The organism is Microbacterium sp. P5_B6, from assembly GCF_056400345.1.
In genome coordinates this window covers 294,173-311,647 of record NZ_JBFULL010000002.1, presented here as the reverse complement: position 1 = coordinate 311,647, position 17,475 = coordinate 294,173, and the positions used below count along the sequence as shown (strand labels likewise).

Here is a 17,475-nt window from a genome sequence, read left to right as displayed (position 1 = left end):
GGTGACGACGTCACATCCTGACCGCCGGTCGCGAACGGACGAAGGCCCGGGATTCGCATCCCGGGCCTTCGTCGTCGCGATGTGCAGTCGATCAGCCGCCCAGCTGGATGAGCTGCTCGACCGCCGCGGTCAGGCGGGCGTCCGCCTCACCGTAGGCGGTCCAGTTGCCTGCCTTCAGTGCCGTGTCGCGGTCGATCATGGCCTGCTGCGCTTCCTGCAGCGCGGCCTGATAGGCGTCGGCGGGGGGCGTCGGCTGGGTGGACGGCGTCGGGTTCGGCTCGGTGGGCGACGGTGTCGGTGTCGGCTCGGTCGGAGCCGGGCTCGGCGTCACGTCGCCGTCTCCGGCATCCGCCCCCGCATCACCCCCGAACAGCGAATCCAGCGCCTGGTTCAGGGTGTCCTCGAAGGCCACCTTGTTGCCGAACGAGACGAGCACCTTCTGCAGCGTCGGCAGCTTTGTGGCACCGGAGGACTGCACGAAGACGGGCTGGACATAGAGCAGGCCGCCGCCGACGGGAAGGGTCAGCAGGTTGCCGTTCAGGACATCCGACTGGCCCTGCCGCAGGATGTTGATGAAGGCCGAGACCTGAGGGTCCGCGTCGAAGGTGTTCTGCACCTGACCTGGACCAGGCACACTCGTGTCAGCGTCGATGACCAGCATCCGGAGCTTTCCGTAGTCAGCGGACTTGACGCCCGCCTGCTCGCCCGCGTTGGAGTCGACGGCGAGGTAGCCCATGAGGACGTTCCGCGTGTTGTCTCCGGCCGGGATGAAGCTCGTGAACATCGAGTAGGACGGGATCTCCTGACCGGGCATCTGCATGGTCAGGTAGTACGGCGGCTGCAGGAAGTTGGGGTTCTGCGGGTCGTCGGGGGTCTTCCAGGCGTTGTCGCGCTGGTAGAAGGACTGCGCGTCGTTGACGTGGTACACGCCGAGCATCGCGCGCTGCGCCTTGAAGAGATCGGTCGGGTAGCGGACATGGCTGATGAGGTCGGACGACATCTTCGAGATCGGCTCGATCGTCGACGGATAGACCTTCTGCCAGGCCTGCAGGATCGGATCCTTGTCGTCCCACGCGTAGAGCTTCACCGATCCGTCGTACGCGTCGACGGTCGCCTTCACCGAGTTGCGGATGTAGTTGATGTTGTCGAGGGCGACGCGCGGCGCCTCGTTGTTGGCGTCGGCGATCGCCTGCGAAAGGCTCACGATCGTCGAGTAGGGGTAGCTGTCACTGGTCGTGTAGCCGTCGATGACCCAGACGATCCGGCCGTCGACGATGCTCGGGTAAGGATCCTTGTCGAGTTCCAGATACGGGGCGACCTTCTGGACGCGCTCCAGCGGATTGCGGTCGTAGAGGATCTGCGACTTCTCATTGAGGTAGTCCGAGAAGAGGATCTGCTCCGACTGGAACTTCAGGGCGTAGATCAGCCGGTTGAAGACGCTGCCGACGCTCGGTCCGCCGTCGCCCTCGAACGTGGTCTTCGTCTCGGTGGCGCCGTCGTCACCCGCGGGGTAGTCCAGCTCGATGGGCGCCGTCGAGGCCGGGGCTCCCACGATGGAGTACAGCGGCGAGTCCTCGCCGAAGTAGACGCGCGGCTCGAAGTCCTCCTGGTTGGTCAGTTCGCCGGTGGCGGGGATGCCCCGCTCGATGAACACCGGATTGCCGTCGGAGGTGCGGTCGTTGCCCTTGGCTGCCACCAGGCCGTAGCCGTGGGTGTAGACGAGGCTCGTGTTCTGCCACGACGCGGCGTTCCCCAGCTGGCTGACATCGAGTTCGCGGACCGAGACGACGGTGTCCTGCGAGACGCCGTCGAGCTCGTAGCGGTCGACGTCGAGCGGGTCCGAGAACTGGTAGTAGGACCGGAACTGCTCGAGCTGGCGCACCGTCGGCGAGATGATCGCCGGATCCATGATGCGGATCTGGGTCGTCGTGGCGGCATCGGCGCGCAGCTGACCGGCCTCCGCATCGGTCGTCGCGGTGTACTCGGTCTTCTCGAGCCCATCGATGCCGTACGCCGTCTGCGTCATGTCGATGCTGCGCTGGTAGTAGGGCTGTTCGAGCGCCAGCTGGTTCGGGCGCACCTGGAAGGTGTTGAGCACCCAGGGGTACGCGACGCCGAGGACGATCGCCGAGACGAGGAGCAGTGCAGTCGCGATCAGGGGGTAGCGCCAGCGGCCGATGATGGCCGTGACGAAGAAGAGCACGCCCACGAGGATCGCCACGAGCGAGAGGATCGTGAGGCCCGGGATCACCGCGTGGGTGCCGACATAGCCCGGTCCGACGATGCGGTCTCCCGGCTCGATCAGCGTCTTGTAGCGGTCGAGCCAGAGGCTGGCTGCCTGCACCAGCAGGTAGAGGCCGGCGAGCACCGCCAGCTGGATGCGGGCGGACTTCGAGATGCTGAGCTCGCGCTGTCCGACGCGCACCGATCCGTAGAGGTACGACACCAGCGCGGTGACGAGCAGGCACACCAGCAGGACCCCCGAGACGAAGCCGAGCAGAGTGCTGTAGAAGGGCATCGCGAACAGGTAGAAGCCCGTGTCGAGGCCGAACTGCGGATCGGTGGTCGAGGTCGCCACGCCGTTGATCCACAGCCACGTGGTCTCCCACTGAGCGGAGGCCGCGAACCCGGCGAAGAAGCCGAAGAAGATGGGAATGCCCCACATCGCCAGTCGTCGGAGCGGCTCCACGACCTCCTGGTAGCGGTCGAGTTGCGAGCTCAGGCGCGCGTATACGGGTCTCAGCCGATAGGCCAGCTGGATCGCCAGCCACACCGGCACGGCCATGCCGAGGAATCCCACCGCGAACATGACGAGCCGCGCCAGCCACTGCGTCACGAGGACGGACTGGAAGTCGAGCTGCTCGTACCAGAGCCAGTCGGCGTAGAGGTTCGCGAAGATGAAGAAGGCCACCACGATGGCCGCGATGATCGCGAACGTGATGGCGAGGATGCGTCGGCTGCGAGAGGGCGTGGCCTGGCTCGGCGCAGGGGTCGTGGTCACCGTCTCATCCTAGGCGCGCGGATCTGGACGAGTCCGCGCACGGCCGACTCTCGGGATATCCACGGACAGTGCGCGACGCCTCGCCACCGCCTCAGCGGGTGCAGGTGGGCAGAGCGTCCAGATCGCCGTCGCCGCTGATCGCCTCGAGCGCGGTGAGCGCGTCGTCGAGATCCTCCACCGAGTACACGCGGAGCCCTGCCGGGATGTGGCCGACGACCTCATCGCAGTTCGAAGCGGGCGCCAGGAACCAGTCGGCGCCGGCTCCGAGCGCGCCCCACATCTTCTGCTGGATGCCGCCGATGGGCCCGACCTGACCGTCGGCGGTGATCGTGCCGGTCCCCGCGACGTTGTCGCCGCCGTTGAGCTCGCCGGCGGTCAGGGTGTCGATGATTCCGAGCGCGAACATCATGCCGGCGCTCGGGCCTCCCACGTTGTTGAGCTGGATGGTGACGTCGATCGGGAAGTCGTAGTCGCTCAGCAGGCTGACGCCCAGCAGCCACACCTTCTCGCCGTCGATCTCGGACTCGGCCGGCGTCACCGCGACAGTCTGCTGCTCTCCGTCGCGCTCGATCACGAGGTCGACCGGGGCGCCGTCGCCCTCATTCACGATCTCGCGCAGCTCAGCCGCGCTGGTGACCACGGTCCCGTTCGCCGAGACGATCACGTCACCCACCTCGATGAGGCCCTCGGCAGCGGATCCGGCCTGGACCGAGTGCACGGAAAGGTGCGCGCCGATGTCGTACCCGAGCTCCGAGAGGGCCGCAGCGGTCGCCTCCTTCTGCGAGTCGGTCATGAGGACGGCGCTCTCCTCGCTGCGCTCCTCGCTGGTCTGGCCCTCCGGGAAGATGGCATCGATCGGGAGCACGGCCTTCGTGGGGTCGAACCAGGCGGTCGCGAGCTCGAGCCACGACGGCGTCCGCTCCCGGTTGCCGACGACCTGGACGGTGAGGAGGTCGAGGGTCCCGTCGGTCGGGTACGTCTTCGCGCCCTCGACGGAGATGAGCGGCACTTCGTCGCCGTTCTCGGCCGTCGCCGTACCGAGGGTGTTGTACACGGGCCCCGGCTGCTGGATCACGTACGCCGTCGGGAGGAAGGTGAGGGCCAGGAGGATCAGCATCGAGATCGCCAGAGCCCACACGCCCACCGTCACCGACCTGCTCATGCGCTGCCGTGGGGCGGGCGTGATGGTGACGTTCTCGTCGAACAGCGCCACGGAGGACCTCTCTTGCGGAAACTCGCCTGTCGTTCGCGACCGGCGTACAGTGTGCGGGTTCCGGGCGGGGATTGGGGGGATGCGTGCCACTAGCGTAGAACGCGAGCTCATGATCCGGCTGAAAGGCGGCTGAAGTGCCAGATGACGAGAACACTCCTGAAGAAGAATTCCAGGAGCTCATCCGGCAGCTGTTCGGCGGAGGTGCTGAAGGCATCGATCCGGAGCAGCTTTCGCGGCTGACGGGCATGGGAATCGACCCCGCCATGATGCAGACCCTGATGCAGCAGCTTCAGGGTGCCTTCGAGGGGGGTGGCGAGATCTCCTGGGACCTCGCGCAGCGCCAGGCCCTGCACATCGCCAACCAGGACGGACTCGGCGTCACGTCCGGCCAGCGCACGGATTTCGATCAGGCCTTCGCCCTCGCGGCGTTGTGGCTCAGCGAGGCGACGACGATCTCCGACCTCGCCCACGCGCCCCAGGCGCTCACCCGCGGCGGGTGGGTGGAGGCGACCCTCCCGGTGTGGCAGGAGCTCGCCGAGCCCGTGGCGACGAGCATCGCCGATGCGCTCACGGCCGCACTCAGCGACCAGGCGCCCGAAGACATGCAGAGCCTCGTGCAGGGTGCCGGCCGCCTGATGCGGAGCGTCGGCGGCTCGCTGTTCGCGACGCAGCTCGGCCAGGTGGTGGGGCGACTGTCGCTCGAGGTCGTCAGCGGCGGAGATGTCGGCATCCCGCTCATGCCGGATGGCGAGGCCGCGATCCTTCCGCAGAACTTTGCGGACTTCGGGCGTGACCTCGAGATCCCGGACGATCAGCTGGGCCTCTACATCGCCACGCGCGAGCTCGCGCATGCGCGGCTCTTCCGGCATGCCCGCTGGCTTCGACTGCACGTCCTCTCGCAGATCACCGATTTCGCGCGCGGGGTCCACGTGGACACCAGCGCGCTCGAGGACCTCGCGACGCGCTTCAACCCGTCCGAGCCGGAAGAGCTTCGCAAGGCGCTCGAGAGCGGCGCACTGCTCCCCGAGCGCTCCGAGGCGCAGACAGCCGCTCTCACCAGGCTCGAGAACCTCCTCGCGACGATCGAGGGGTGGGTGGACGTCGTGACGACCGATGCGACCGCGCGGCTTCCCTCCGCCGATCGCATCGCGGAGGCCGTCCGGCGGCGCCGGGCGGTCGGCGGACCGGCCGAGCAGGCGCTCGGCTCGCTCGTCGGGCTCGAACTGCGTCCCCGTCGCATGCGCGAGGCGGCCGCCATGTGGCGCGCGGTGACGGATGCTGTGGGTGTCGCCGGCCGAGATGCACTGTGGGACTACCCCGACCTGATGCCGACGTCGGAAGACATCGACGACCCCGCCTCACTCGTCGCCCGCCTGCAGGCGCACGCGCGCGGAGACGAGCCGGTGCGCGACGCGTTCGACGACGCCCTCGAGGCGCTCCTCGCGGGCGAGTCCCCGGATGACGCATCACCCGGAGCTCCGGACGAGCCGACGGACGACGCGGGCGACTCCAGCGGCGAACGTCCGGTCTGACCGGGACCGCCCTTTCCTCCCCAGGATCGCGCCACGCTCCGTCGCCTCTCCGGGACCTGTGGAAACGCCGTTCGCGGTGCGACGGGCCCGCATGATCAAGGGATGCTCCGTATCGATCCCGGTCATCCTCCGCTGTGGCGAGACCCGACGACCCTGCAGTTCGGGCTCGATCCGGTGGCGGTCATCGAGGTGTCCGATGCCTGGCAGGAGCGCCTCCTGCGCGAGCTGGAGCACGGGGTCCCGCCCGCCGCTCTCGATGCGGTCGGCCGCGCGGTCGGCGCTCCCGCCGGCGCCTCCGAGGAGTTCGTGCGAAGCATCCGGCGCGCACTCGCTTCTCCCGCGCCGTCGATCTCCCGGCGCATCGGCCTTCAGACGAGCGACGGCGTCGAGCCGGCACTGCTGTCGGACGTGCGCGCAGCGCTGACGGCGGCGGGATTCGAGCCCGTGAACGGTGCGCCGGGACCGGACCCCATCCCGGTCGTCATGCTCGCCAACCACGTCGTGCATCCCCGCAGCGCGTCGCTGCTCCTCGGCCGCGACATCCCCCATCTGCCGCTCGTCTTCAGCGGCGGGGCCGTCGAAGTCGGTCCCTTCGTGCGGCCGGGTGCCACGCCGTGCCTGTCGTGTGTGGCCGAGCATCGGCGCGACGCAGACGAGGCATGGCCCCGCATGGCGGCGCAGCTCCTCGGGCGGCGCGGACCGATCGTCTCCACGGCACTCGTCTGGGAGGCAGCGCTCGCCGCCTCGCACATGCTCACGGACGCCGTGCGCCACCCCGGCCGGCAGACGGCGTCGTCTCTGCGGATCCACGTCGGGAGCGGGGCCCGGACGACGAAGACCCACCGCCCGCACGCAGCATGTCGCTGCCGATCTCTCGCAGGAATCGTGACGGAGCGCGTCCGCGAGGCCCCGGCGACCACGAGAGCGACAGGGTACGCGCAGCCCGCGTGATGCCCACGTACGCCAGCCGGCGCTCTTCGTCGATCTGCTCGAACGTGGTGGCGTAGCCGATCGGCAGCTGACCCTCGGCGAGCCCGACCAGGTGGACGTGGTCCCATTCGAGGCCTTTGGCGGAATGGAGGGTCGCCAGCGTCACCGTTCGCAGTGCCGGCTCGTCGTTGGCCTTCGCCCGCGCGAGCAGATCGTCTGTGAATGCCCGCAGGCTCATCCCGTCGGGCGCCTCCTCCGCGAGGCGCAGGATCGCCGCCCGCGCCTCCCACGCGTCGCGCAGAGCGCCTCCCGCCTGAGGGGCCTCGTCGGTGAGCCCGAGCGATCTGAGCACATCCCGGACGGCGACGATGAACCCGCCCTCGACGGGCGCGACCGACGCACCGCGCAACGCCATGAGCGCCTGGCGCACCTCGGCGATCTCGAAGAACCGGCGGCCGCCGAGCACGGATGCCGCGATGCCGTCGTCAGCGAGCGCCCGGACGATCTCTGCCGACTGCGCGTGCGCGCGGTACAGGACGGCAATGCGACGGGGGTCGATTCCGGCGTCGAGCTGTGCGCGGATGCGCGCGGCCACCCCGCGCGCCTCGGCCTCATCGTCCTCGTAACCCGTGACAGTCGGGCGATCGTCCCGGGCGGGTGCGTCCTCACGGTGTGCACGCGCGGCGGTCAGGACGAGCGCACCCGGTCGGTCGCGCATGAGGGCGTTGGCGACGCCGAGGATCGGGGCATCCGAGCGGTGATTCCTCTCGAGCCTGACGACCTTGGCGCCCTCGTGCCGCTGCCCGAACTCGAGGAGGAAGCGGGCGTCGGCGCCCGCGAAGGAGTACACTGTCTGGCTCGCATCGCCGACGACGCAGATGTCGCGGCGATCGCCGAGCCACAGGTCGAGCAGTCGATGCTGCAGAGGCGAGACATCCTGGAACTCGTCCACGGTGAAATGGCGGTACTGCTCGCGCACCGCCCGAACGACCTGGGGTTCGGCTTCCAGCATCCCCGCGCACGCGAGGAGGACATCCTCGAAGTCGAGCTGGCGTCGCTCGTCCTTGAGCTTCTCGTAGGCCCGGTGCAGCTCCGCGACCCGCCCCACCTCGAGCCGTCCGACACCCTGCGGCCGCTCCGCGGCATACGCTTCGATGCTGCGGAGCGTCACCTTGCGCCACTCGATGCCGCTCGCCACGTCACGGAGGGTGGGGGTGTCCGGCTCGATGCCCATGCTGTCGGCCGCATGCGCGAGGAGCCGCACCTTGTTGTCGACGATGCCCGGCATCGAATCGCCCGCGAGGGTCGGCCAGAAGTAGTTCAGCTGCGCGAGCGCCGCCGCATGGAACGTGCGGGCCGCCACGCCCTGCACGCCGAGCGAATGGAGGCGGGAGCGCATCTCGCCGGCCGCCTTCGCCGTGAACGTGACCGCCATGACGCGTCCGGGCGAGTAGGCGCCGGTGTCGACGCCATGGGCGATCCGCCGCGTGATGACTCGAGTCTTGCCGGTGCCCGCGCCCGCGAGCACGACGACAGGACCGCGGAGTGTGGTCGCGGCTTCACGCTGCTGTTCGTCGAGGCCCTCGAGCGCACTCACGGCGCACCTGACTGCCAGTCCGAGATCAGGCGATGGGCGATCGACGCGCGGCCCGGCAGCAGAAGGTCGCCTTCGCCCGCGAGCGCCGCCGCGATCTCGGTGCGGGTGAACCACCGCACTGCGGCGATCTCATCGCCATCCGCTTCGGCCTCGGCATCGTCCACGGCGGTCGCATGAAAGCCGACCATGAGCGATCGCGGATACGGCCAGGCCTGCGACCCCCGATAGCGGAGGTCGCGCACCTCGACACCGGCTTCCTCGCGCACCTCGCGCACAACGGTCGACTCGAGGGACTCCCCCGCCTCCGCGAAGCCGGCGAAGCAGGAGAACCGGTCCCCGCCCCACGCCGCGTTCGAGCCGAGCAGAAGGAGATCCGGGTCCAGGGCGCTCGTCACCGCGACGATGACGGCGGGATCGGTACGAGGGAAGTGCTCGCGCCCGCACCCGGGGCAACGGCGCGACCAGCCGGCGTTGCGGACTTCGGTGCGCGTGCCGCAGGCGGGACAGTAGGGAGCATCGAGCAGCCAGCGCCCGAGGCTCAGTGCCTCGACGAACAGCGCCGCCTCCGTGGATGGCAGAACGCCCCCCACCGTGCGGAGGCTCCCCCATCCGCCGGGCGCCGCAACAGGTGCCGAGGCATCCTGCGCGAACAAGGCGGAGACGACGGCCGCCCCCTGTGGGTCGCGGCCGAGAAATGCCCATTCCGCGGCGTCGGGAACGTCACCGGGCGCCACGAGATGAAGAGCGCGATGCGCTGCCGTGCCACGGGTGCCGCCCCAGCCGCTCCCGCCGGCACCGCTCCGGGGTTCTGCGGCGCCCTCCGGCGCCAGCGGGACGGCGTCACCGTGAACGACGAGCACCCGGGTCGCGGCATCGGCCTGAAGACTCTCGAGAAGACCGACCGTGGAGCGTTCGTGGGCGGATCGATCAAGACCAGGTCCCGCAAGAGCGGGGCGCCGGGGGGCGGGCGTGGACATCCAGCACCTCTCTGCGTGGTCGGCGGACGTGTGCGAGGGATGAGACCCGCGGCCTCGGCGTGTGCGGGCGTGGCGCGAGGATGAAGGGGCGAAGCCCGACCTACCCTGGGCACATGGCACGCTCTCCCTTCACTCTAGCCGCGTCCGTGACGTCGGCTCTGCCCCGGGTCGGCGTCGTCGGGGCGGGTGCTCTGACCGAGGGCGCGGCTGGACGGTTCGACACGGCGGTGGCGGAGCTCGACGACGGTCGCCGAGTCGTCGTCCGTGCGCCTGCCGACCCGGATGCCGCGACCGAGCTGGCCGCCGAAGTGAGGGCGCTGCGCGCGCTCACGCCAGGAGTTCGCGGTCTCCTCCCCTTCCGCGCACCCGAACTCCTGGGCGAAGCGGGTCTCGCAGATGGCCGCGTCGTCGTGGTGGATTTCCTGCCGGGGTATCGCGTCGATGCCGCTCACCTGCCGCCCGGGCGCGGCGCGGCCACCTCGGTCGGCGAGGCGCTGGCCGCGCTCCACGCGCTCCCCCTCTCGATCGTCAAGACCGAGGGACTTCCCATTCGCACGCCCGGGCAGATCCGGGATGACCTCCGCCGGCTCATCGATCGTGCCCGCGCGACGCAGAAGACTCCCCGCGCGCTCCTCGACCGCTGGACGCGAGCCGTCGACGCGGATGTCGTGTGGCGCTTCGAGTCGGCCGTGGTGCTGGGCGGTGCCGGGGCAGCATCCTTCCTGTTCGAGGATGTCGACGGGGTGCCCCGTGTGACCGGCCTCCTCGAGTGGCACGGTCTGCAGGTGGGAGACCCGGCGACGGATCTGCAGTGGCTCGCCGCGGCCCCGTCCGCCGCCGGCGATGTCTATCGCGCGTACACGGCGCACATGACGCGGGCTCCCGATGCGCTGCTGCGCGAGCGGGCTCGACTGTATGCGGAGCTCGAGTTCGCGAAGTGGCTCGTGCACGGCGTCGAGACCGGTCGGGACGACATCGTGGAGGACGCCCTCAGCCTGCTGACATCGCTCGATGAGGGGGTTCGCGGCGACGACCTCGTGCCCGATGGCGACCTCGACGTGGACGGGGCGATCGCGCTGCTCGGGCGCGTCCCGGAGCCTTCCGCGTCGAGCGTCGACACCTCCATGCAGACCGATGCCTACGATCCCGAAGAGCTCTCGCTCTGGCTCGCGACGGAGGAACCGGCTGACGCGGAGGAGGCCGACACCTCGCCGAGGGAAGCCACCGGCGAAGACGTCGGCCTGTTCGATGACGTATCGACGGCCCCGATCGCGGTGGTCGACTTCTCGCGTCACTCAGCGGGTGATGGCGACCCGCTGCCGACGCTCCCCGTCGTTCCCATCGTGGACGAGGATCTCGAGGCCGAACGCGCGTCCCGCGCTGCGTTCCAGCGCTGGACCAGTTCGTCCTCCGAGTAGACGCGGTCCGAGCGGATCACCAGGTCGTCGGCCACGTAGTAGAGCGCCACGTCGATCTGGTCGAGTGGGACGCCGTGCCGCTTGTGATAGGCCAGGCGGTAGAGGGCGAGCTGCAGCATCCGCTCCTCCCGCTCGGCAGCGGAAGCGGGCGGCCGCCCGGTCTTCCAGTCGACGATCTCGATCCGATCGCCGCGATCTGCGCGCTGATACACGGCGTCGAGCTTGCAGATGATGTGTCCGAGCTGCTCCGCGCCGCGGAGCGTGATGTCGATCTCGGTCTCGACCTCGATCGGCTGCAGCGGGGCCCATTCCGACGCCTCGAAAGTCGCCATGAGGTTCGCGAGAGCGTGCTCCTCTTCGACCGAGACCTCGGTGTCGGGCGCCTCGTCGTCGAGCTCCCAGAGTGCGTCGTCCAGCGAGCCGCTCGGTCCTGCGCGGCCGGAACGCTGCTCCACCCACGCGTGGAAGAGGGTGCCGCGCAGCGTCTCGCCATATGGTCGCTCGGGCAGCGGACGCGCGATGGCTCGCACGGTGGCGCCATAGTCGCCGACGAAGTCCTTGAAGCGCGACGCTCCGATGCGCGCAGGAGCCTCGGCCACCTGCCGCTGGCGGCGCCGCTCGGCCTCGGCCAGGAGCGAGCGCAGGACCTCATCCGGCTCGGGCTCGGCGTCCGCAGCCGCGATGACTTCCGCAGCAGCACGTTCCACGAGACCTCGACGGTCGCCCAGTGGATCGAGCGGCCAGCTCAGGATGCGCCCGCCCTTGTCGAGGTAGGGATTCTCGCCGGGCTCGGAGACATCGATCGCGTCCTCTCCCACGGCGCTCAGCATCTCCTGGAGGTACCGGCTCGGCCGCCGGGAATCGCGCTGCCCCGCCCAGTGCGATCCCGTCAGCAGGAGGTCGGAGCGAGCCCGCGTGACGGCGACATAGGCGAGGCGGCGTTCCTCGCGCTCCTGGTGCTCGCGGTCGGCCTCACGGAACGCCTCGATGGCGGGAGCCAGATCGGCGTCGTCGTCCGCCAATCCCCACGCGAGTCGGGGCAGGGCATCCCGGTCGCCGCGGAGCGCGTAGGGCAGGACGCCGAAGCCGAGCCAGCCCGCCACCGTCCGCGGCGCTTTGGGCAGCTCGCTCTCGACAAGTCGGACCACGGCGACGGCATCCCACTCGAGGCCTTTCGACCCGTGGATGGTGAGGAGCTGCACGACACCCGGCTCCGGCGGCTCCGGCCGGGGCATCAGCTCGTCGGTCTCTTCCGCGTGGTCGAGCCAGGCGAGCAGGCTCCCGATGGATCCGCGGTCGTCGGCCAGCAGAAAGGACCGGACCTCGTCGAGGAACGACCGCAGCCGGGACGAGGCGATGCGGGCGGGCCCGCGTGTCTCATTCGCCGCGAGCTCGATGTCGAGCCGGAGCTCGAGCTCGATCATGCGGATGAGGTCGGGAATCGGCTGTCCGACCGCACGACGCAGGCGCTCGAACAGCTCACCCGCCTCCCGAAGCCGTGCGCGGCCGACGGGGCTGATGGCCGCCAGCAGTCGATAGTCGTCGGGTGAGCGACGGACGAACTCCAGGGCGTCGATGATCGACACCTGCTCGTCGGCGCCCGCGGACCCCCGGATGCGCTGGGCGAGCTCGGCGTCGAACGGGGTGAGAGTGGCGTCGCGACGGGCGAGCGTCTCGGCCAGATCGTGAAGCGCCGCCAGGTCGGCGACCCCCAGCGCGAACCGTGGTCCGGACAGGATGCGCAGCAGCGCCGACCCCTGGGAGGGATCGTGGACGACGCGCAGCGCCGACATGACATCGACCACTTCGGGCGCTGAGAGCAGACCTCCGAGTCCCAGGATGCGATTGGGCACCCCCGCATGGTTCAGCGCGTCGGAGAAGAGCCGCATGTGACGCTTCGTGCGGAACAGGATCGCTCCGGAGTGCGCCCGCCGCTCGACCGGGAGCCCCGCGCCCGTACGCTCGGCGGCGACGCGGTCCTGCTCGGCCTCGTGCTCCTGACGGACGGAGGAGAACCACTCGGCCACTTCTCGCGCCTCTTCGTCCACGCTGGAGGCGAAACGATGGCCGACGCGTCCGGCCTGCGCTCCCGGCCGCGGTGCGAGGGCCTCCACCGCGACCGACGGCGCTCCGCTCGCCTTCAGGAGGGCGTTTGCGGCTGCAAGCACTCCGAGGTCGTTGCGCCAGCTGATCATCAGCGTGTGCTGATGAGCCGTCGTGGTGCGCGCGAACGCGCGTGGGAACGCTGCGAGATTATCGGCGGACGCGCCGCGCCAGCCGTAGATGGACTGCTGCGGGTCTCCGACGGCCATGACGGCGGTGTCATGGAAGATCGCGGCGAGGAGGTCGGTCTGGATGACGGAGGTGTCCTGGTACTCGTCCAGGAGGACCACTCGGAACTGGTCGCGAAGGTCGGCAGCGACATCCGGGGCGGCCTCCACGATCCGAAGCGCACCAGCCACCTGATCGGCGAAGTCCAGGGTGTCGTCGGCGCGCTTGCGCTCCGCGTAGTCCGCGATGAGTCCAGCGAGGACCGGCAGTCCGCTCATGCTCCGTCGCGCCGCGTCCACCAGGCCCTGGTCCTTCTTCAGGCGGCAGACGACACTGCTGAGACGTGCGTCCCAGGATTCGCCGAAGGCGATGAGGTCACCGAGATCGGTCCGATTGTCGAGCACCTCGCCCGCGAGCCGGTGCACGGCGTCGACGACGGTCGAGAACGCCTCGTCGCGCTGAGCCAGCCGTTCGTCGCCCGACCCGACGACGACACGGCGCGCGAGAAGCCATGACCCGGACTGGCTGAGCAGGGCGGAGTCCGGGTCACGCCCGATGCGCGCTCCGTGCTCGCGCACGATGCCATCCGCGAAGGAGTTGTACGTGGCGACACGGGCTCTTTGGAGGAGGGCATCGGCGGCGGCCGAGCCCGGGGAGCGCACCGCGCCGAACTCGACGGCGAACCGGTCCAGGGCAGCCGCGAGGGCCGTCTGACGGTCGCGCGGCGTGGAATGCGCGTGGGCCGCCCAGAACGCAGCGAGATCACCGCGCTCGACGAGCGATTCGAGGTGGGGAAGAAGTGCGCGCCGCTCGTACTCTCCGATCGTGTCGAGCCGTCGCTGGATGCGCTCGGCGAGCTCGCCGGCGGCCTTGCGCGTGAAGGTCAGGCCGAGCACCTCCTCGGCACGGACATGACCATTCGCGACCAGCCACACGACCCGACCGGCCATGGTCTCGGTCTTTCCGCTGCCCGCGCCGGCGATCACGATCGCGGGCGCCGGTGCTGACTCGATCACGGCTGTCTGCTCCGGGGTCGGTCGCGGCAGGCCGAGCGCGACGGCGATCGTCGCCGCCGAGATCTGAAGCGAACCCGTCCAGCGCTCTTCTGCGACGTCGGGGAGGGTGAGGCTGCTCACGAAGCCGACACCGCCTTGACCGTGTGCAGTGCGCACACGCCGAAGCGCGCCGTGGAGCAGTGCGCGTCGATCGGCGCGTCGAAGCGATCCGAGGCCATCGCCCGCGCCGTCACCGCGATCTGGCCGAGGAATGCGGCGCGAGCGATCTCGTCCATCGGCGCCTGCCGTGCGAGGCGATAGTCGGGCTCCTTCTGGGTCGTCCGGGACAGCACGATGAGACGCGCGCCCGCATTCGCAGCCGTCTCGGCACCCGGAACGAGCCCTTCGAGAAGGGCGAGCTGATATGCGGCGAGCTGCGGGTCGTCGGCCACCTTGTCGTCGCTGACCCGCGCTTCTGAGCGACCGGTCTTGAGGTCCACGATCACGACGCGCTCGCCCTCGGGTGCCCCGTCGCCCGAAGGGAGCGCCTCGCCTCGTCCGGGCGGGTAGACCTCGACCCGGTCGATCGAGCCGCTGAGGACGGCCCACCGGCCCTCTGCCTGACTCTCTGCGTGACTCTCTGCGTCGCCGGCGCCGTGAGCCAGGACTCTGACGAGCGGGGTCTCACCGGAGACGGCATCCAGGCCCACTGCCAGACGGAATCGCGCCTCTGCTCCGATCGTGCGTCCTGTGTGCGTGTGGAACGAGTGCAGATACCGGTGGAGCCGCTGTGCCAGCACATCGGCCCATGCCCTCTCTTTGACCGAGATCCACTCGGCCTCGAACTCCAGCTCGCCCCAGCGCTCGTCGACGATCGCGCGAATCTGCTCGAGATCCCCTGACGGCACGTCCTCCATCGCCGCGTGCAGAATCGTGCCCGCACCGGCAGACCAGGTGCGCGTGTCGCCGCCGAGAGCCCGGATCGCCCAGTCCAATCCGCACTCCGAGAAGGTCTTGAGCTTAGACGGCGAGACGGGCACCGGTGCACGAGCCGGATCACGCAGGGGTGCGTCCGACGTCGGCGGTGAGACTCCGAACCAGTCGGCGGGCGAGGCACCGGGAACTCCCTCCCGTGCGAGAACCGCCAGCTGCTCTGCGGAATGCCGCCGCAGCGGTGCCGATGCAACCGTCGTGAGAATGCGCCGGTGCTGCGCGGCGAGCCCCCGGAGTGTGAGGGGATGCTGCGTCTCGACACGCTCCAGCGCGGTCTCATCGGGTTCGGGGAGGAAGGAGAGGAGTGGGCTCGGACCGAGGTCGTCGTCGTCGACCGCGGTGACGGCCAGGCGCATCCGAGCACGCGACACCGCTCGGACGAACAGGCGCAGCTCGTCATGCAGCGCATCCCGGCGCCGATCGAGGGCGGCCGGCGCGTCGGGCGCAGGCGCGCCTGCTCGCCAGGCGGCTATGTCGTCCGCGAGACGCCAGGCGCCGAGGGTGCCGCCGCGTGGCCGGAGATTCGGCCACACGCCTTCCTGCAGGCCCGCGATCACCACGCCGTCGAACTCTGCCCCCAGCGCGGAGGCCGGCGTCAAGATCGACACCGCCTCGGTGCGGTCAGGTGCGGTGAGGATGTCTTCGGGGACGGCGCTGTCGAGGATCCGGCGAAGGAACACCGCCGGGTCTTCGCGCGGCGCCCGCTCGACGAATCGCTTGGCCGCGTCGAACAGGGCGACGAGTGCGTCGAGGGCACGGTTCGCCTCGGCCGAGAACACCCCCGGCGATGACGCGACCTCGCTCCACACGGTCGACAGCCGGCGCCCCGAGATGTCGCGCGAGCGATCCCACACCGTCCACAGCAGCTGGTGCACGTTGGCTCCGCGAGCCGCTTCGTCATGGACGAGCGCCAGCGTCGCCGCGACCCGCTCGCCTGCGCGGGCCTCGGGGGCGTCCACCGCGATGAGGCCGGCGGGATGCGCCATCGCATCGCACAGCAGTTCCCGCGCCACGCGGGCCGGCGCTGCCTCTGGTCCCCGCGCCAGCTGGAGTTCGGCGTGGCGCAGTCGCGCGCGCAACCGCCGCAGGCTCACGGCATCCAGGCCCCCGAAGGGGGACAGCAGGGCGGCTGTGAGCTGCTCGTAGGTCCTGTCGTCAGGAGGGGTCATGGCGAGGGACACGAACTCCACGAGGTCACGCACGACGCTCTCGCCGCCGAGAGGTCGAGAGAGCGCGGCGGCGCGTGTCGGCACCTCGCGGGCGGCGAGCTCGATCTCGAGATCGGCGACCTGGCGCGTGTCGTGGGCGATGACCGCGATGCGTCCCCACGGAAGTCCGTGCAGGATGTGCCACTCGCGCACGGTGCGCGCGATGCGGTCGATCTCTTCGAAGCGCGATGGGACGACATGGCACACCACCGAGCCGTCGTCGGGAAGCTGGGGTCCGGGCGGCCGTCGATGCACCACCGTGCCCGAGGCGCCGATCGCCTCGGTCACGGTCCTCGTGAGACGGGTGAGTGGCGGGGTCGAGCGGTGCGGCGCGTCCAGAACCCACGTCTCGCCGAGCAGCTCGCCCAGCTCCCGGAAGAGACCCGCGCTCGCACCGCGGAAGGCGCCCGAGCCGATGTCGGGGTCGCCGAGCGCGATCACGGCGACGCCGCGCGCCCGGAGCGCGCGGACCAGCATCACTCCCCCGGGCGTGAGCTCCTGGGCGTCGTCTATGAGCACGGCGCGCAACCGGGCGGCCGGCCCCAGACGGAGCTCTCCCTCCTGTCCGCGCGGAGCGGCGGCGAGCAGCTCAGCTGCCTCCTGCACGAGCTCGGCGGGATCGCGGTGCGCCGCCCGCATCGTCCCGAGCACATCCCGGTACTCGCGGAGGAACGACGCTGCGGCCACCCACGCCGGTCGCTCGTATGAAGCCCCGGCGCCGGCGAGCTCGATCGGCGAGATGGACCGTTCGCTGCACTCGGCCGCGAGAGCGCGAAGCTCTGCGCGGAACTGGCGCGACTCGCGCAGAGCCGGTCCGAGAGACTCCGGCCAGCGGTCACGGCCGCTCGCCGCATCTTCGGCATCCCCCGCAAGGAGCTCAGCGATGATACGGTCCTGGTCGCCCGCGGTCAGCAGCTGCGGCGGCGCTGCGCTGGCGGCCACTGCGGCCGCCCGCACCAGGCCATACGCGAAGGAGGCGACCGAGCGCGCGAGCGGCCCGGGCGTCGCAAGGTCGAGATCGGCGCCGAGTCGATCGCGCAGCGCCGTCGCCGTCTGGCGTGTCGGCGTCAGGACCAGAACCTCGTCAGCACTCAGCACTCCCTCGCCGAGCAGTCGGTCGAGCCGAGCCATGAGCGTCGCCGTCTTCCCCGTGCCGGGAGCCCCGACCACTGTTCCGGATGCTCCGACCGCCAGTCGCACGACGGCGAGCTGAGCAGGGTCGAGAGCGGTGCGGGGCGTCACATCCAGCACGGTAGCGCGAGCCGCCGACACTGCTTCACCCGCCCCGCGGGTCGTTCGCCGAGAGCGTGCCACCCGTCGCGCTGAGCCTTCCCGTGCGT

7 protein-coding genes and 1 pseudogene are annotated in these 17,475 nt (G+C 70.2%); 2 read left to right on the top strand and 6 right to left on the bottom strand.

All coding sequences use genetic code 11. The features are described from left to right. Nucleotides 1-91: 91 nt before the first annotated feature. Both AC1DP3_RS03125 and AC1DP3_RS03120 read right to left on the bottom strand, forming a co-directional pair. Nucleotides 92-3,001, bottom strand: a complete 2,910-nt coding sequence (locus tag AC1DP3_RS03125; RefSeq protein WP_477291187.1) for a UPF0182 family membrane protein — start codon at nucleotides 2,999-3,001, stop codon at nucleotides 92-94. A gap of 91 nt (nucleotides 3,002-3,092) precedes the next feature. Then, entirely contained in the window at nucleotides 3,093-4,214 is a 1,122-nt protein-coding gene (locus tag AC1DP3_RS03120) for a YlbL family protein (protein WP_477291185.1), read from the bottom strand. 134 nt (nucleotides 4,215-4,348) lie between these two features. Here AC1DP3_RS03120 and AC1DP3_RS03115 point away from each other — a divergent pair, with 134 nt between their 5' ends. Then, complete coding sequence (locus AC1DP3_RS03115; RefSeq protein ID WP_477291183.1) at nucleotides 4,349-5,746, top strand: zinc-dependent metalloprotease; 1,398 nt, start codon at nucleotides 4,349-4,351, stop codon at nucleotides 5,744-5,746. A 754-nt stretch (nucleotides 5,747-6,500) separates the two neighbouring features. Here AC1DP3_RS03115 and AC1DP3_RS03110 read toward each other — a convergent pair. After that, the gene (locus AC1DP3_RS03110) at nucleotides 6,501-8,273 is read right to left on the bottom strand and encodes an ATP-dependent helicase (protein ID WP_477291181.1); all 1,773 of its coding nucleotides are present in this window, start codon (nucleotides 8,271-8,273) and stop codon (nucleotides 6,501-6,503) included. Next, complete coding sequence (nudC, locus tag AC1DP3_RS03105) at nucleotides 8,270-9,250, bottom strand: NAD(+) diphosphatase (protein ID WP_477291179.1); 981 nt, start codon at nucleotides 9,248-9,250, stop codon at nucleotides 8,270-8,272. The genes AC1DP3_RS03110 and nudC overlap by 4 nt, the downstream gene beginning before the upstream one ends. A gap of 80 nt (nucleotides 9,251-9,330) precedes the next feature. Between nudC and AC1DP3_RS03100 the strand changes: the two are divergent. Beyond that, a pseudogene (locus tag AC1DP3_RS03100) lies at nucleotides 9,331-10,116 on the top strand (phosphotransferase); the annotation flags it as partial. Between the two features lie 425 nt (nucleotides 10,117-10,541). Here AC1DP3_RS03100 and AC1DP3_RS03095 read toward each other — a convergent pair. Together AC1DP3_RS03095 and AC1DP3_RS03090 are read right to left on the bottom strand one after the other, a co-directional pair. Then, nucleotides 10,542-14,075, bottom strand: a complete 3,534-nt coding sequence (locus tag AC1DP3_RS03095; RefSeq protein ID WP_477291177.1) for a UvrD-helicase domain-containing protein — start codon at nucleotides 14,073-14,075, stop codon at nucleotides 10,542-10,544. Continuing rightward, nucleotides 14,072-17,377, bottom strand: coding sequence for a PD-(D/E)XK nuclease family protein (locus tag AC1DP3_RS03090; RefSeq protein ID WP_477291175.1), 3,306 nt, complete (start codon nucleotides 17,375-17,377; stop codon nucleotides 14,072-14,074). Before AC1DP3_RS03090 ends, AC1DP3_RS03095 begins: the two co-directional genes overlap by 4 nt. Between the last annotated feature and the right edge of the window lie 98 nt (nucleotides 17,378-17,475).